At 43.5% G+C, this 15409-nt stretch carries 16 protein-coding genes; 3 read left to right on the forward strand and 13 right to left on the reverse strand.

Going from position 1 to position 15409, the window contains the following annotated elements; genetic code table 11:
• Window positions 1-60 precede the first annotated feature (60 nt).
• The 6 genes from DQQ01_RS16695 to DQQ01_RS13045 form a co-directional block, all read right to left on the reverse strand.
• Window positions 61-303, reverse strand: a complete 243-nt coding sequence (locus DQQ01_RS16695; RefSeq protein WP_242980387.1) for a hypothetical protein — start codon at window positions 301-303, stop codon at window positions 61-63.
• A 34-nt stretch (window positions 304-337) separates the two neighbouring features.
• On the reverse strand, window positions 338-1360 hold the full coding sequence (locus DQQ01_RS13025) for an ABC transporter substrate-binding protein (RefSeq protein WP_242980388.1): 1023 nt from the start codon (window positions 1358-1360) through the stop codon (window positions 338-340).
• A gap of 128 nt (window positions 1361-1488) precedes the next feature.
• Window positions 1489-1686: a helix-turn-helix domain-containing protein gene (locus tag DQQ01_RS18455; RefSeq protein ID WP_111920372.1), complete on the reverse strand. Its 198-nt coding sequence runs from the start codon at window positions 1684-1686 to the stop codon at window positions 1489-1491.
• Between the two features lie 608 nt (window positions 1687-2294).
• Window positions 2295-3146, reverse strand: a complete 852-nt coding sequence (locus DQQ01_RS13035) for a response regulator (RefSeq protein ID WP_162624321.1) — start codon at window positions 3144-3146, stop codon at window positions 2295-2297.
• Window positions 3136-4860: a sensor histidine kinase gene (locus tag DQQ01_RS13040; RefSeq protein ID WP_111920374.1), complete on the reverse strand. Its 1725-nt coding sequence runs from the start codon at window positions 4858-4860 to the stop codon at window positions 3136-3138. The genes DQQ01_RS13035 and DQQ01_RS13040 overlap by 11 nt, the downstream gene beginning before the upstream one ends.
• 96 nt (window positions 4861-4956) lie before the next feature.
• Complete coding sequence (locus DQQ01_RS13045; RefSeq protein ID WP_111920375.1) at window positions 4957-5535, reverse strand: DUF4317 family protein; 579 nt, start codon at window positions 5533-5535, stop codon at window positions 4957-4959.
• Between the two features lie 139 nt (window positions 5536-5674).
• On the opposite strand from DQQ01_RS13045, the gene DQQ01_RS13050 reads away from it, so the two are divergent.
• Window positions 5675-6604 (forward strand): tRNA modification radical SAM protein MnmL/YtqA, encoded by a 930-nt coding sequence (locus DQQ01_RS13050; RefSeq protein WP_111920376.1) that lies wholly within the window; start codon window positions 5675-5677, stop codon window positions 6602-6604.
• A gap of 3 nt (window positions 6605-6607) precedes the next feature.
• Window positions 6608-7120 carry a DUF4364 family protein gene (locus DQQ01_RS13055; RefSeq protein ID WP_111920377.1) on the forward strand — a complete coding sequence of 171 codons (513 nt, stop codon included), beginning with the start codon at window positions 6608-6610 and terminating at the stop codon, window positions 7118-7120.
• Between the two features lie 7 nt (window positions 7121-7127).
• Here the strand turns inward: DQQ01_RS13055 and DQQ01_RS13060 are convergent, their stop codons facing one another.
• From DQQ01_RS13060 to DQQ01_RS13090, 7 genes are all read right to left on the reverse strand, one after another.
• Window positions 7128-7841 carry an ABC transporter ATP-binding protein gene (locus DQQ01_RS13060; RefSeq protein ID WP_111920378.1) on the reverse strand — a complete coding sequence of 238 codons (714 nt, stop codon included), beginning with the start codon at window positions 7839-7841 and terminating at the stop codon, window positions 7128-7130.
• On the reverse strand, window positions 7838-8659 hold the full coding sequence (locus DQQ01_RS13065) for an ABC transporter ATP-binding protein (RefSeq protein WP_111920379.1): 822 nt from the start codon (window positions 8657-8659) through the stop codon (window positions 7838-7840). Before DQQ01_RS13065 ends, DQQ01_RS13060 begins: the two co-directional genes overlap by 4 nt.
• Before the next feature lies 1 nt (window position 8660).
• Window positions 8661-9467 (reverse strand): ABC transporter permease, encoded by an 807-nt coding sequence (locus tag DQQ01_RS13070; RefSeq protein WP_111920380.1) that lies wholly within the window; start codon window positions 9465-9467, stop codon window positions 8661-8663.
• A gap of 10 nt (window positions 9468-9477) precedes the next feature.
• Window positions 9478-10422 (reverse strand): ABC transporter permease, encoded by a 945-nt coding sequence (locus tag DQQ01_RS13075; RefSeq protein ID WP_111920381.1) that lies wholly within the window; start codon window positions 10420-10422, stop codon window positions 9478-9480.
• Window positions 10423-10453: 31 nt separating this feature from the next.
• On the reverse strand, window positions 10454-12028 hold the full coding sequence (locus tag DQQ01_RS13080; protein WP_199797961.1) for an ABC transporter substrate-binding protein: 1575 nt from the start codon (window positions 12026-12028) through the stop codon (window positions 10454-10456).
• Window positions 12029-12320: 292 nt separating this feature from the next.
• Complete coding sequence (gene nrdR / locus DQQ01_RS13085) at window positions 12321-12770, reverse strand: transcriptional regulator NrdR (protein ID WP_111920382.1); 450 nt, start codon at window positions 12768-12770, stop codon at window positions 12321-12323.
• Window positions 12771-12804: 34 nt separating this feature from the next.
• Complete coding sequence (locus tag DQQ01_RS13090; protein ID WP_111920383.1) at window positions 12805-13968, reverse strand: FprA family A-type flavoprotein; 1164 nt, start codon at window positions 13966-13968, stop codon at window positions 12805-12807.
• A 186-nt stretch (window positions 13969-14154) separates the two neighbouring features.
• On the opposite strand from DQQ01_RS13090, the gene DQQ01_RS13095 reads away from it, so the two are divergent.
• On the forward strand, window positions 14155-15189 hold the full coding sequence (locus DQQ01_RS13095; RefSeq protein WP_111920384.1) for a M42 family metallopeptidase: 1035 nt from the start codon (window positions 14155-14157) through the stop codon (window positions 15187-15189).
• Window positions 15190-15409: the final 220 nt, after the last annotated feature.

The raw sequence follows: 15409 nt of genomic DNA on the forward strand, positions 1-15409 counted from the left end.
CTATAACACTCTGAACATAAAATGGGCGGCGGTTCAACCCGACGCCCATAAAATCTCTCTTTATTCACCCTGGATTTCTTTTGCTCGGTCTCCCATTTCTCCCAATACATCATCAATTGGTTTTTCTTTAATCATAATCAGAGAATGTTCTTCTGAAAGCATCTGATTAATTTCTGCTGATTTGGAATCAATTGGTCTGTCAAGAACAATGTTTGTTGTCTTTAAAGCTTCTGCTGCTCCTTCCGGCATACCTTCTTTTCCGGCGATTGTTTCCAGTGTTGTATCGTCCTGATAAGCCGGCATCTGTCCTCTTTCAATCTGAGCGGCTGCGCCTGTTTCACCTGTTGCATATTTTTACAAATTCCCATGCTTCTTCTTTGTGTTTGGAGTTTGCATTAATTGCCATCGGTGTTGTAGAACCAACTGTATTTCCTGCCTCAACGCCTTCCGGGTGCGGCAAAGTTGCGATTCCCCAGTTTACATCAGTTTCTCCTGCTTCTGCCTTTGTAATCATCATTGTGGAGAACCATGTTCCCATAGGAAGTGTTGCTACTGTTCCCTGCTGGAATGGAGATGCATATGCAATGTTACCTGTCTTTAAGGTTGAATAATCCATAATGGTTCCTGCGTCCTGCATTCTCAGAGCCATTTCATAATATGGTTTCATAAAGCTGTAATCCGGTCCCAGAATCGTGTTTTTGCCGTCCTGGATTGCCCAGTTTTCCACACATGCCTGCCATGTATGAAGATATCCGCCGTAAACTTTGTTGTTGCCTTCTCCGCTGGTCAGCTTTGTACACATTTCTTCCCATTCGTCCCAGGTCATATCATTGGAAGGATATTCTACATTTGCCGCATCAAAAATATCTTTGTTGTAATACAGCACATAATAATCTGATTTAAACGGAAGCGCTACCTGCTTTCCATCTAAGTTGAAATCATCATAGGAAATATATTTGGAAGTATCCAGTCCGTCCTTTTCAATATAAGATGTCAAATCTTCCAGCTGTCCTTTTTCTGCAAAAGAAGGGGTGGAATCCGCATCTTTTATGTAAACGATATCACAATCATTTCCCCCGTTCAGCATGGTAGATAATTTATTCATGTAATCTGCTGCCGCTACATCTACCATATTAATTTTAATGTTCGGGTTCTCTTTTTCAAAACCTTTGATAATGTCTTCCAGATACAGGTTCTGTGCGGAATCCCATACCGGAAAAGTCAGTGTTACTTTTTCGTCCTTTTTGCCATCTCCTGACGCTTCTTTGGAATCGCTTCCTCCGCAGCCTGCCAAAAGAGTAGTTGCAGCCATTGTTGATACCAGTCCGAATGCGACTGTCTTTAAAAATTTCCTCTTCATCTCATTTCCTCCTAAGACCCTTTGTTCTGCATTCATGAATGTGAATTTTCTTTTTTCATCTGCCCTTCATTATACAGGTCTGTATTCGGAAATAAAATTAAGAATTATAAAAAACAGTTGTAAATTTTTTAACTTTCCTCATTTAGACGATTACTTTTTTTCACTTCTTGTATTTTTTTCTCCTCTGCACGCTTCTGATAGTCGGTTGGCGGCATTCCGATATACTTGCGAAATACCTTTGAAAAGTAATAAGCGTTTTCGTATCCCAGTCTGTAGGCAATTTCCATGACCATCATTTTTTTCTCTTTCCAACAGATGACAGGCATATTCCATTTTGGTTCTGTTTACAAAATCCACAAAGCTCTGCTTATATTCTCTCTTAAAAATTGTAGACAGATATCCTGCGGAAACCCCTACATATTCTGCCGTTTCCTGTAAATTAATACAGTCTTCCACATGCTCGGTCACATATTTTCTCGCCTTTTCAGCCAGGGGATTGCCCGGCATATCTCCGTTTCCTATGACGTCATCAAGGGTATTTCTCAGCATTTCCAGCCACGCAAGCACCTGTTTTCTGGTACTGATACGTTCTATCACGCCTATACTGCTCACTCTTTCATAGTTGCCGGTTTCCATAATACCAAATTTAGCAAGGGCAGACGATGCTTCCCGATTCAGTTCATTCAAAAGCCAAATGGCCTGACTTTTTTGATGCACTGTGGTTTTAATTCTCCCCACTGCCTTATCCATCAGAGCGTGAATCCCTGTGAGATTTTTCTGCACGATTTCATGGTAAAGCTCAGAACCGATTCCTTTCAGACCCAAAGGTTCATAGTCCAGCTCTTTCCTGCTTCCGCTCTGTTCCATGCCCAGATAATACTGCTCAAACAAAGCTCTGCATTCCTCTGCACATAAAGCCAGCTCTTCATAGCCGTTATAGACTTCTGTAGGAAAAATATGGCATTCGGTCTGTGTTACATTTTTCACCACACTGGAAAGCTTCCGGCCAAACATTTCCTTTTTCTGCTCCCAGGTGCCTTCTTTTCCTCTGTAGATATTCCAGACAAACAACACAATGGAACGCATTCCTCCAACGTCCAGCAAAAAGTAGGAATTTCCAAAAATATTCTCTGCTACCTTGCCTACCATTTCTCTCAGAAGATCCATCTTTTTGTTTTTTTTCTTCTTTTTCCCCGGCCTCTTCCCCGGAAACCGTAAATTCAAAGGGTATATAAAAATATCCGTAATCAGAGAGCACCCCGGAATCTTTTAAGATTTCAATATAGGCTTCCCTCTGTTTTCCCCCTCTGAAAAACACAGCCTCCTGAATAACTTTGCTGACTACCTTTCTCTGCTCATCAAATTTTAAGTGATTTGCCGCGTCTGCTACGGTGCGATACGTGCGGGTTCCCCTCTCTTTTTTTGCCCGGCTGATGACTTCTTCCAATCTGGAAGCTTCCAGCCTGCTCTTCACCAGATAGTCGATAGCCCTGTATTTCATTGCCTGCCGTGCAAGTTCAAATTCTTCCAGGTTTGTCAGAACAATGAACACAATATCCGGGAACTCCTCATTTACTGTTTTCATCAATGTAATCCCGTCCATTACAGGCATGTTAAGATCTACCAGCACAATATCAACCGGCATTCTCCGTATCTGTTCCAGAGCATCTTGTCCGTTTCTGGCTGTTGCAACAAGCTCGCAGTCATTTTTTTCCCAATCCAGCAAAGACTTAATCCCTGACAGAATAATGGTTTCATCATCTACAATCATTACTTTATACATCATCATCTTCTCCTGTGTCCTTTGGAATATGTATGGTTACTCTTGCAAATTTTCCTTTCTCTCCCTCATAAATAAGCCCATAGTCCTCTCCATAGGTCATTCGGAGCCGTTCATCTACATTCATAATCCCAATGCCGCTTAATGCATTTTTATTTTTATCTCCGCCTGTTCTTACAAGCTTTTGAAACTCTTCTTTGTCAATACCAATTCCATTATCTTCCACAGAAACATATAAATCTGTTTTTGTTTCACGCACAAAAATCTTTACCTCTCCATAAGTGCCGCTGGGTACAATTCCATGTAAAATTGCATTTTCAATAATCGGCTGCATAGACATTTTCACAATTTGATAATCCAGATATTTTTCCGGCACATCACATACATAATCAAAAATTTCCATATAGCGAACCTGCTGAAGCCTGACATAATCTTCCACAAGAGATAATTCTTCACGCAGAGAAATTTTATCCCCCACACCCTTTGCCATATTTCGCAAAAGTTCTTCAAGGCTCATAACTGTGTCTGCAATATTTTCCGCGTCCTGGAAGACAGCCATCCACCGGATAGAATCCAGTGTATTATATAAAAAATGGGGATTTATCTGTGCCTGAAGGGCATTCATCTCTAATCTCTGTTTTTGTTCATACATTTTCTTCTGCTGCTCCATCAGAAGGTTCATATGCTGTACCAGCATATTGAAAGCCTTTCCAATATCTGCAACCTCATCTTCCCCCTCTTCAATAGAAGAATCTACCCAAAGGTTCTTTTTATCTGACAGACTGCTGATATGCTGACTCAAATGGCGCAAAGGCTTCGTAATCTTTGTGGAAACCAGTCTGGATACCGTGACACCAATACTGAGAGCCAGTGCCAGAGTCACTAAAAATACGGAAATAATACGCATCATATCCTGGGAATACAGGCTTTCCCCAGACATTACATTCAGCGTAATGGCAAAAGGCTCATATACCAGTGTGTTTAAATGATAACTTCCTTCCTTCTGCTTTCCATATACCTCCCGGCAATGCTCAGAAGAACACCATTCCCAATTCTCATTTTCTCTGTCTGCAATCACAATGTTTGCAGAACCTTCATAAGGACGAAGCAGCTCTGCAAAGATCTGTGTATTTAATTCCATATAAATATAACTGTTTTCTGCCGAATCCAGAGGATATACATAGACCAGTCTTATTTCCCCCTGGTCTACCACGGACTCTGCCAGACCAATCCGCGCCTTGCCCTCTGCTTTTTTCTCGAATATTTTATTTGCAAAAATATCTTTTGCGGGTATGAACCTTGGAAGAGGAGTGACTGAAATCTGTCCTCCGTTTTTATTCAACAGAATCATATGGTTCAAATATTCATTTACACTGCTGCTCTCCAAAGAGGCTGTAAGACTCTTCTGCGCACTCAGCGCATATTTTTTCTTTTCTATGGTGTCAAATCCGGAACCATTCAACGCCCATTTTACACTAAAGCTGCTCTCTGCCCTCAATGCCAGCACATCTAAGGCCTCTTTCATATCTTCCATTTGTGAATCCAAAACCGATAAATATTCTTTTTCAATGGTTTCCTTTTTCTGCATTAGCTGATAGCCCAGAATCACACTGATAATAACATTTGTTATCAAACAAAACACCACCACCGGAACCAGGATTCCCCAAAGTACTTTTGCCTGAAATTTACTGCTTCTTCGTCTTTTTTCTCTCCCCTTCATCTTGCCTGTCCTTTATTCCATAATTTCTTTTTCTATTATACAATACCTCCTCCCCTGTAAACAATCCTAATTCTTCCGAATATTTAGGCAAAAAAATTATGGCTGGTAAATATCCATATATTCCAACAAACTTCCGTTGCCCTCAAAAGCCGGAAAGAGGAAGCCACCTGCCGGTCTGCCCGGTTCATAATCCCCGGATACGGGACAAAGGGTACAGATTAAATATTCATAAGTCTGTTCCGACTCCCCCAGACGGGCATGATCCGTCCCCTTTGCAGGGATATCATATCGGTCATGGAACAGGTAAATGGCATAATCCTGTGAAAAGTGGCAGTCTTCTATCACTCTTTCATAAAAAATATCCAGAAGCGCATCGTTTTTCAGCCCGCAGTCCCGGATTGCCCACAGAAGCTGCCATAAACCGTCTTTCCCTCTCTCCTTTTCCGAAAATTTGCGCCGCTTTAATTCCTCGTTGGTTTTTGCAAAGGGAATTGCTTTGGCTATCGCCAGATTTTTCTCCTTATCTTTTGGGGATAATTTCAAAAAATCCGTGTTAAAAGTTCCGTCTATAAATCCGTCCCTGTCCACATAACACCCTGCTATTCTGGTTATGGACGTGCGCTTTGGCGTCATACGCCTGGTCAGCAGCAGCATATCTTCTCTGTTTATTTCCATGATGTTGTTCTCTCCTATCGTGTTTTATCCATTTTAATATATCATTTCCGTAAAAACAATCTGAATTTTTCTCACTCTTGTAAAAGATTTTCCGCAATGGTATGATAGACGTAGAAAACATAAGAAGAAAGGCTGGCAAATGAAAAACTGGAATGATAAACCATACCATTCTTTTGATTATATGTTAAAAGAACGCTTTCATGGCAAAGTATACAAGGTTGCCCTAAACGGAGGCATGACCTGCCCCAACCGGGACGGAACCCTTGGAAATCGGGGCTGTATTTTCTGCAGCGCAGGGGGCTCCGGAGATTTTGCAGGAAATCGGCAGGACGGTATTACCGAACAGATAGAAAAGCAGATAGCAAGTATCCGTAAAAAGCGAAATGCAGACCGTTTTATCGCCTATTTTCAGGCCTATACCAACACCTATGCCCCTGTGGAATACTTAAGAAAAATCTATACAGAGGCTATTTCCCACCCGAACGTGGTTGCCGTTTCTATCGGAACCCGCCCGGATTGTCTGGGTGAAGAAGTGTTAGACCTTTTAGAAGAATTAAACCACATCAAGCCTGTATGGGTAGAACTGGGACTGCAGAGCATACATGAGAAAACTGCCCGATATATTCGCCGGGGCTATCCCCTGTCCTGTTTCAATACAGCGGTGAAAAACTTAAGAGAACGGAATCTGGAAGTCATTGTACACACCATTTTGGGACTTCCCTATGAAACAAAAGAAGACATTCTGGCTACTATGGAATATTTAAACCATATGGACATTCAGGGAATTAAACTGCAGCTTCTCCATGTGTTAAAAGGCACGGATCTGGCAGAAGATTATCTTGCCGGAAAATTTCAGGTATATTCCATGGAAGAGTATCTGGATTTGCTCATAGACTGTCTGGAGCATCTATCCCCTGATATGGTCATTCACCGCCTGACCGGGGACGGACCAAAAGAACTGCTTCTTGCCCCTTTATGGAGCAGTGCAAAGCGAACGGTATTAAATACCCTGCATCAGGAATGCAAAGCCAGAAATTCCTATCAGGGAAAACAATATAAGGAGGATTAAAACATGTCGGAACCTCTTACACTTTACAAGCTGATTATTCTGTATATGCTGGAAAAGGTGGACTTTCCACTGACCAATGCCCAGATTTCCGGATTTGTGCTGGACAAGGGCTACACCAACTATTTCCACCTGCAGCAGGCCATTTCGGAACTCATTGACTCTAATCTCATTGAAGCCAAAACAATCCGAAATTCCTCTTACTTCCAGATTACAGAGCAGGGAGAACAAACCCTTTCCTATTTTGGAGATCAGATTTCAGATGGCATCAAAGCCGATATTTCTGTTTTCTTTCAGGAAAATATTATACAGATGCGAGAAGAGTTGTCTGCCATTGCAGATTATTATAAGGGAGAAGAAGGGGGCTGGCAGGTGCGCTGCCGCCTGAAAAAAAGGGACTTCCCCATGGTGGACTTAACCATTGCTGTCCCCACAGAAGAAGCCGCCTCTGCTGTATGTATGAACTGGAAGGATAAAAGCCAGGATATCTATGAAAATCTGATTGAACTGCTTTTATAAAGGCTGCCTATTTGGGCAGCCCTTCCAGTAAAAGTTTTGTATAGGGGGAACGGGGATTTGCAAAAAGCGCTTCTGTTTCCTGCTCCTCCTCTATTTTCCCGTCTTTCATAACCAGAACCCGGTCACACATCTGATAAATCACATTTAAATCATGGGAAATAAATAAAATGGACAAACCCAGTTCTTCCTGAAGCTGCACCATAAGTTCCATAATCTGTTTCTGTATGGTAACGTCCAATGCCGATACCGGTTCATCTGCAATGAGAAACTTTGTCCCCTGTATGAGAGCTGCAGCAATGCTCACTCTCTGTCTTTGCCCTCCGCTTAATTCTCCAGGATAGCGTTTTAGCTGTTCTCTGGTAAGTCCTACCTTTTCCCCCATGGCAAGCACCCTTTCTCTTCGTTCCTTTTTGGAAACTTTCTGCATACGAAGAGGCTCCTCCAGAATCCACTCTACTTTTTTACAGGGGTTTAAAGAGGAAAAAGGGTCCTGGAAAATCATCTGCGGACGTTTGGTATAATGGACAATCTCTCCTTTTTCGGTTTTTACAAATCCCAGAATGGCTTTGGAGAGTGTGGACTTTCCGCAGCCGCTCTCTCCCACCAGTCCCAGAATTTCATTTTCCCGCACCTCAAAGCTGATATCCTTTAACACTTCTTTCTGGTGTTTCCCTTCCTTATAGGAAACACAGACCTGCTTTACTTCCAACACATTTTTCACTGTGCGCCACCGCCTTTTCTTCTTCGCAGAGATTTTCCTCTGGTGGGAACTGCCTCCAGCAGCTTTTTGGTATATTCCTTTTGGGGATTTTTAAAAATCTCTTCCACTGCGCCCATTTCCTCGATTTTTCCCTGATTCATAACAATCACCCTGTGACAAAGACGGCGTACGACGCTTAAATCATGGGAGATAAACAAAATTCCTGTGCGATGTTTTGCATTGATTTTTCCAAGCAGCTTTAAAATCTGAGTCTGTACCGTTACGTCCAGAGCTGTGGTAGGCTCGTCTGCAATCAAGAGCTTCGGCTCTGTTACCAGAGCCGCAGCAATCATAACCCTTTGACGCATACCACCGGAAAGCTGATGGGGATACTTCTCATACAGCTCTTCCACCTCAGAAAGTTCCACCTCCTGCAGCATCTGGAGCGCCCGGGCTTTGCTCTCCTCCTTTGTACAAGAGGTATGCAGCCGCAGACTTTCCTCTACCTGCTTTCCCACCGTCAATACAGGATTTAGGGAAGTCATGGGCTCCTGGAAAATCATGCTGATATCCTTTCCCCTGATTTCTTCCATTTCTTTTTGGGAAAGCTCTGCCAGATTCTTTCCCTCAAAGAAAATCTCCCCCTGCGAAATTTCTTCATGGTGTTTTAAAAGTCCCGGAATTGAAAGAGCGGTCTGGGTTTTACCGGAACCGGATTCCCCTACAAGCCCCAGAATTTCCCCCTCTTTCATGGAAAAGGAAATATCCCTTACCACCTCAAGAGGCGGTTCTGTGTCATAAAAAGTCAGATGCAGATTTCGCACTTCCAGTAAATTCATATTATCGCCCGCCTTTCTTTAAAAGTCCGTCACTTAAAAGGGAAAAGCCCAATGCCAGCAGAATAATGGCAAGTCCCGGAAACAGCACGCACCAGGGAGCGCTCATAAGATATGTCTGCGCCTCGGACAGCATTCTTCCAAGAGAAGCGTCCGGCGGCTGCACACCGATTCCCAGATAACTCATGCCCGCTTCTGCCAGCACCGCATTATTAAAGCCAATGGCTGCCATGGAAAGCACAGCAGGCAGGGTATTGGGAAAAATATGCACAAACATAATCCGCAGATGGGATACCCCCATAAGCCGGGCGCTTTTTACATAATCCATTTCCCTTTGCGCCAGAAATTCCCCTCTGGTAATCCTGGCAAAACTGGGGATAAACACCACAGAAAGCGCCAGTATCACATTGTACTTGCCCGGTCCCAAAATGCTGATAAACACCAGTGCCAAAAGGATATGGGGAAAGGAAAACACCGCGTCATTAAACCGCATCAGCACCTCGTCTGCCCAGCCTCCGAAATACCCGGTAAAAGCACCGATAAAAATACCAATGCCGCCTCCAAGAGCCACTGTAGCTATAGCAACCAGAAAAGTGGTTCCCGTGCCTTTCATCACCCTGCTGAAAATATCCCGCCCGAAATGGTCACACCCGAAAAGATGGGTTCCCTGGGGCGGTGCAAATTTGGCTACGCCGTTCATGGCGTCCGGGTCATAGGGCGTATAAAAGCACCCCACAAGGAGAAATACCAGCATGAAAAGGGCGATAGCACTGCCCAAAATCAGGTTATAATTTTTCTGTTTTTTCTTCATGTTTCCCTCCCTATTCTCTGACTCTGATACGCGGGTCAATTCTGCCATACAATAAATCCACAGCAAAATTAATCACAACCACCATTCCTGCCACCAGAACCAGAATACCCAGCACCACCGGATAATCTCTATTTGAAATAGAAGAAATCAACAGACTTCCCATACCCGGAATGGTAAAAACCTGCTCGATAATCATACTGTTCGCCATAATATCTGCAATGGTCATACCCCAGAAGGTGAGTACCGGAATCAGAGCATTTTTCAGCACATGGCGGTACAGCACACGGGTTTTCGTATTTCCTCTTGCGAAGGCAGTCCGGACATAATCAGACTCCATCTGAGAAAGCACAGAACTTCGCAGCATTTTTACCCCCATGGCACACCGGGGCAGGGCGATGGCAGCACAGGGAGCAATGAGATATCCCAAGAATCCTACAAAATCCTCAGAAGCTGCCACATACGCACCTGGCGTAAACCAGTGAAAAAGCAGTCCAAACACATAGGTAATTACAATTCCCAGCAAAAAACCCGGAACAGACATCACCACCTGGTTCAGCGTCATAATAACACGATCCAGCCACCCGCCCGCATGCTGAGCCGTAAAAATCCCAAGAGGAACGGACAACAGTAAAATCATAAGAAAGGATATCAGGGTAATGGCTATGGTAATTGGAATTTTATTCTTCAGCATATCTGCAACAGGCATGGAATAACTGTAGGATTCTCCCATATCTCCTGTCACAAAATTTTTCAGCCAGATACCGAACTGCACCGGCACTGGCTTATCCAGTCCCATTTCCTTTTGCAAGGCCTCTACCTGCTCCTGTGTTGCCTCTGTGCCAAGTCTTGACCTTGCTGCATCTCCGGGAATCACAGAAAAAGCCAAAAAAGACAGGAATGCGACAATCAACAATGTTATAATGAGAGTTCCTGTTTTTTTAATCACATATTTCATCTTCCGTCTTTCTCCTTTTCTTCTGTTTTTCCTATTTTACCTTATAAATTTTTGCCATATCCAGCACATACAGCGGATAAAATACATAGCCGCCAAAGTCCTTTCGCAGCACCACCTCTGATGCCATATCCTGAATATACACATTGGCGGCGTCCTCACTTAAAAGGGTTTCCATTTCCTGATAAAGCTTTATCTGTTCCTGCTCATCTGTACTTTTTCTCACCTGCTCATACAGTCTGTCATACTCCGGATTGCTGTAATTGATAAAATTGGTGTCTGCCTGTGAGGTAAACCGCTCCAAAAGCGCTCTTCCACTTAAATAGGCAGCGTCAATCCCCACTACTGTGGACTGGAATTTCCGCTCTGCATAAGTTTCTCCAAGCCAACTGTCCCATTCTACAAGCTGAATTTTGGCGTCAATGCCCACCTGCTTTAGCTGCTCCGCCAAAACCTGGGCAGTGTCAATGTGCTGCTGATAATTGTTTGGCACAGTCATAGTCATTTCAAAACCGTCCGGATATCCCGCTTCCTTTAAAAGCTGTTTTGCTTTCTCAATATCCTGAGGATAACGGTCTGCCAGTTCCGGCATATAATATTTCTCAAAAGCCGGGAACATGCTGCTGCCAATAATGGTTCCCTTACCGTTTGCCATCATATCCAGCACTTCCTGCCGGTTCACAGCATAGCACATGGCCTGACGCACCTTCACATCATCAAAGGGCTTTTCCTTGTTGTTTAAGTACAGAGCCTGAATCAGATTCATGCCGCCCTGGTAAATCGCCAGTTCCTTATCCCCTGCCAACTGTGCAGACTCCGTGGAATTGATTCTCGGGTACATGTCAATGGAACCGCCCTTTAATCCGGTTACAATGGCATTGCTGTCCCCTGCCACCTTAAAGGTGACCTTGTCCAGATATGCCTGATGCTCACTGTCCCAGTAATCTGCAAACTTCTCTATCACAATATTCTCCTGAGGTGAGCGTGATACATAGTGAAAAGGTCCTGTCCCCACCGGATTTTTATCTAAATCTTTGGCATTTTTCGGCACAATCGCCACAGTCAGATACGCCAGAAATTCTGTATCCGGCTCCTTGAGTGTAATGGCAATGGTCTGGGAATCCGGTATCTCTACCTTTTCCACATTAGAAAACGCCGCTACCAGTGGAGTCGTACCCTCACTGATACCGGCGCAGCGCTCTATGGAATATTTTACATCTTCTGCAGTTACCGTATTTCCGTCATGAAACTTCACATTCGGTCTGAGTGCAAAGGTATACACCCTTCCGTCTTCTGAAATTTCATGGGACTGTGCAACTGCGTCTGTGTAATTTCCCTGTTCATCAGGTTTTACCAAACCTTCGTAAATGTTGAATAGGACTTCTTTCGTTCCTGCCGCTACCGATTTGTGTGGGTCAAGACTATCCTCTAAATCCTGAGGAATCCCTACTACTATGGAACCGCCCATGGTCGGCTCCCCCTGTGTTTCCTGAGAACTGCTGTCATTTTGAGATTCTTTTTCCCCGTCCTTTTTGTCCTGACAGCCGCCAAGTACAAGAGTAAGGGTCATCACCAAAAGCAACATAATAAGATTTCTTACTTTTTTCATGATTCTCTCCTTTTACATATCAGTTCTCTCATTATGTAATTGTCAAGGTTATTTTATACACGGAATAGAAAAAAATGCAAGTATCTTTTGGGAAACATGAGGGAATTATTTTCTCTCTTTTGACAAAAAGCGTGAGGATTCTTTCCCCACGCTTTTTTCATCACTCGGTCAATTTTTATTCTACCGTTGAGTCAGAACCGTCACTCAACTCATCTGCTAAAAGGCATTCCTGTCTTTCTGAAATTAGTATATACAGTTTTACTGTCTTTATCAATAGGCTTTTTGCACAATTTTATTCCATCATTTTTCTCAGTTCGTCCATAAAGGTATCAATGTCCTTGAACTCCCTGTATACCGATGCAAAACGTACATATGCCACTGCGTCCAGTTCTTTTAGCTTGTCCATGACAATCTCGCCAATCAGCGTGCTTGGCACCTCTTTTTCCTCCCGGTTGAAAATCTCGGTTTCGATTTCGTCCATAAGATTCTCAATGGTCTTTACGGAAATAGGACGTTTATAGCAGGCGCGCATAATGCCGTCCTGTATTTTGGCACGGTCATACTGCTCCCGGCTCTGATCTTTTTTAATTACGGTCAGCGGAATGGTTTCAATCTTTTCGTAAGTCGTAAAGCGCTTCCCGCACTCGTCGCACTGACGCCGTCTTCGGATAGAGTTATTATCCGGCACAGGTCTGGAATCAATAACTCTTGTATTCTCCTGACCACAAAACGGACATTTCATAACAAAGTCCTCCTGTCTTCTGTATACGCCTCTGTTAAGCAAGCAGCGCTTCTGCCAGAGCTTCCATGTTCTGCACATCTGCTTCCTTCATCACAGATTTCACAGATACCACCGGTTCGCAGATTTCCACATCTTTCATGCCTTCCAGGTATGCTTTCATCAGCTTTCCTGCCATAGGTGCCCAGGAACCATTTTCCACAATACCGGCTCTTCTCTTTCTGTATGTCTTTACTTTCAAATGATACAGGAAATCCTCCATTGCCGGGAACAGCGCACCGTCATAGGTAGGCGCCATAACTACCAGCCTGTCATAGCGGAATGCACTGGAAACAGCTTCGGACATGTCATCTCTTGACAGATCAAAAAGACGTACTGCCTTTGCACCCTTGCTTTCCAGAATTTCTGCCATTTTCTGCGCTGCCTTGGCTGTATTTCCGTGAATAGAAGTATAAGCAACCACTACGCCCTCTTCTTCCGGTTCATAGCTGCTCCAGGTCAGGTACTTGTCAATGTAAAAGCCCAGATTTTCTTTTAAAATCGGTCCATGCAGCGGGCAGATGGTCTGGATATCTAAAGTTGCCGCTTTTTTCAGAAGCGCCTGTACCTGTGCGCCGTATTTTCCTACAATATTGATAAAATATCTTCTGGCTTCGTCTGTCCAGTCTTCTTCCTCGTCTAATGCCCCAAACTTTCCGAATCCGTCTGCGGAAAAGAGAATCTTTTCTGACTGTTCATATTCCACCATAACCTCCGGCCAGTGTACCATAGGCGCCATAAAGAACTGTAAAGTATGGCTTCCCAGACTTAAGGTATCTCCTTCCTTTACCACTACTTTTCTTTCAGAGAAGTCCAGGTCAAAGAACTGCGGCAGCATGGAAAAGATTTTCGCATTTCCTACCAGCTGCATGTCCGGGTATTTTTCTGCCAGACGCTGAATATTGGAAGCATGGTCCGGCTCTAAGTGTGAAATAACAAGATAATCCACGCTGCGCCCATTCAGAGCTTTGTCCAGGTTGTCCAGCCATTCCTCTGTGGCTCTTTTATCTACTGTGTCCATAACTGCTACTTTTTCATCTAAAATTACATAAGAGTTATAAGAAACCCCTTTTGGAACCTTATACTGGCTTTCAAATAAATCAATGGTTTTGTCGTTTACGCCAATAAATACAACTGAATCAGAAATTTTCATATCATACATGGGTTTAACTTCCTCCTTGGCTATAATATATCCGTATCGTATCTATTATATATGGGAAAGCAAAATTTTTCTACAGGTTTTCTTGTTTTTTTCACTTATTTTTAAATGTCAATATAATTTGCTCCCTTCTTGACGCAGGAAAGGGAAGCGTCTACAATAATCTTACAACATTACAGGAGGTTACTTATGAATACTTATACTGATTTTATTTTAAAGCACTTAAAAGCTCTGCTGTCCATTGACAGCCCTACCGGATACACAAAGGGCGTCACCGATTATCTGATAAAGGAATACAAAGCTCTTGGTTATGAACCTGAAAAAACCGTAAAAGGCGGCGTTTTGGTAGACCTTGGAGGAAAAGATGAAAAAAACGCCGTGTTTCTGGAAGCCCATGTGGATACTCTGGGCGCCATGGTACGGGAAATCAAAGGAAACGGCCGTCTTGCCCTCACACCTCTGGGCGGTATGAATGCCAACAATGCAGAAGGGGAAAACTGCCGCATTATTACCCGCAGCGGAAAAGTTTACGAGGGTACCTGCCAGCTCTGCAATGCTTCTGTCCATGTAAACGGGAAATACGACGAAACCCAGAGAACCTTTGATACCGTAGAGGTTCTGCCGGACGAAAAGATAAATACCAAAGAGACACCAAAGGCGCTGGGTATTATGACCGGGGACATTGTTGCCTTTGACCCGCGTACCACCCATTACACAAAGCGGATATATCAAGAGCCGTTTCCTGGACGACAAATTAAGTGCAGCCATTCTCCTTGGCTATGCCGCTTATTTAAAAGAAGAGCCATATTGTTACAGAACGTAAACTCTATCCAGCATTTTACCGTCTATGAAGAAGTGGGACATGGCGGCGCTGCCTCCATTCCGGAAGGCGTTACTGAGGTACTGTCTGTAGACATGGGCTGCGTAGGAGATGGACTGGAGTGCAAAGAATACCAGGTTTCCATCTGCGCCAAAGACAGCGGCGGTCCCTATACTTATGAAGTTGTAAGCAATCTGATTGAGGCAGCCAAAAAAGCAAACCTGGACTTCGCCGTAGACGTGTATCCTCACTATGGTTCTGATGCCGAAGCTGCTCTCAGAGCCGGCTATGATGTGCGGCACGGACTTATCGGCGTCGGAGTATATGCTTCCCACGGATATGAGCGAAGCCATGTGGACGGCATGAAAAACGCCTTTTTGCTCTTAAAATCTTATTTGGGATAGGCAAGATTTAAAGTTTGTTCAAAAAGTTTCCACTTTTTTTATAAAACAGACATATTTTACTAACATTTTATCTCTATAATAAATCTTGGATAGTTGATAAACCACTCACTATCTCCCCCCTCAAGTTGAAAAAACCCGGTACTTCGGTATCGGGTTTTTTCTATTGCTTTTCCTGTAAGGAATGGATATAATCTTTCTATAACTTTTATTTGAAAGAAAG

The sequence above is a fragment of the Blautia argi genome, assembly GCF_003287895.1.
In the GTDB taxonomy this organism is placed as follows: domain Bacteria; phylum Bacillota; class Clostridia; order Lachnospirales; family Lachnospiraceae; genus Blautia; species Blautia argi.

Coding starts and splice junctions, on each gene's coding strand:
- DQQ01_RS13040 (WP_111920374.1), bottom strand. CDS start 4,860: ATGAAGGGGAGAGAAAAAAGACGAAGAAGCAGTAAATTTCAGGCAAAA.
- DQQ01_RS13035 (WP_162624321.1), bottom strand. CDS start 3,146: ATGATGTATAAAGTAATGATTGTAGATGATGAAACCATTATTCTGTCA.
- DQQ01_RS13050 (WP_111920376.1), top strand. CDS start 5,675: ATGAAAAACTGGAATGATAAACCATACCATTCTTTTGATTATATGTTA.
- DQQ01_RS18455 (WP_111920372.1), bottom strand. CDS start 1,686: ATGCCTGTCATCTGTTGGAAAGAGAAAAAAATGATGGTCATGGAAATT.
- DQQ01_RS13045 (WP_111920375.1), bottom strand. CDS start 5,535: ATGGAAATAAACAGAGAAGATATGCTGCTGCTGACCAGGCGTATGACG.
- DQQ01_RS13075 (WP_111920381.1), bottom strand. CDS start 10,422: ATGAAATATGTGATTAAAAAAACAGGAACTCTCATTATAACATTGTTG.
- DQQ01_RS13070 (WP_111920380.1), bottom strand. CDS start 9,467: ATGAAGAAAAAACAGAAAAATTATAACCTGATTTTGGGCAGTGCTATC.
- DQQ01_RS13080 (WP_199797961.1), bottom strand. CDS start 12,028: ATGAAAAAAGTAAGAAATCTTATTATGTTGCTTTTGGTGATGACCCTT.
- DQQ01_RS13065 (WP_111920379.1), bottom strand. CDS start 8,659: ATGAATTTACTGGAAGTGCGAAATCTGCATCTGACTTTTTATGACACA.
- DQQ01_RS13095 (WP_111920384.1), top strand. CDS start 14,155: ATGAATACTTATACTGATTTTATTTTAAAGCACTTAAAAGCTCTGCTG.
- DQQ01_RS13055 (WP_111920377.1), top strand. CDS start 6,608: ATGTCGGAACCTCTTACACTTTACAAGCTGATTATTCTGTATATGCTG.
- DQQ01_RS16695 (WP_242980387.1), bottom strand. CDS start 303: ATGCCGGCTTATCAGGACGATACAACACTGGAAACAATCGCCGGAAAA.
- nrdR (WP_111920382.1), bottom strand. CDS start 12,770: ATGAAATGTCCGTTTTGTGGTCAGGAGAATACAAGAGTTATTGATTCC.
- DQQ01_RS13090 (WP_111920383.1), bottom strand. CDS start 13,968: ATGTATGATATGAAAATTTCTGATTCAGTTGTATTTATTGGCGTAAAC.
- DQQ01_RS13025 (WP_242980388.1), bottom strand. CDS start 1,360: ATGAAGAGGAAATTTTTAAAGACAGTCGCATTCGGACTGGTATCAACA.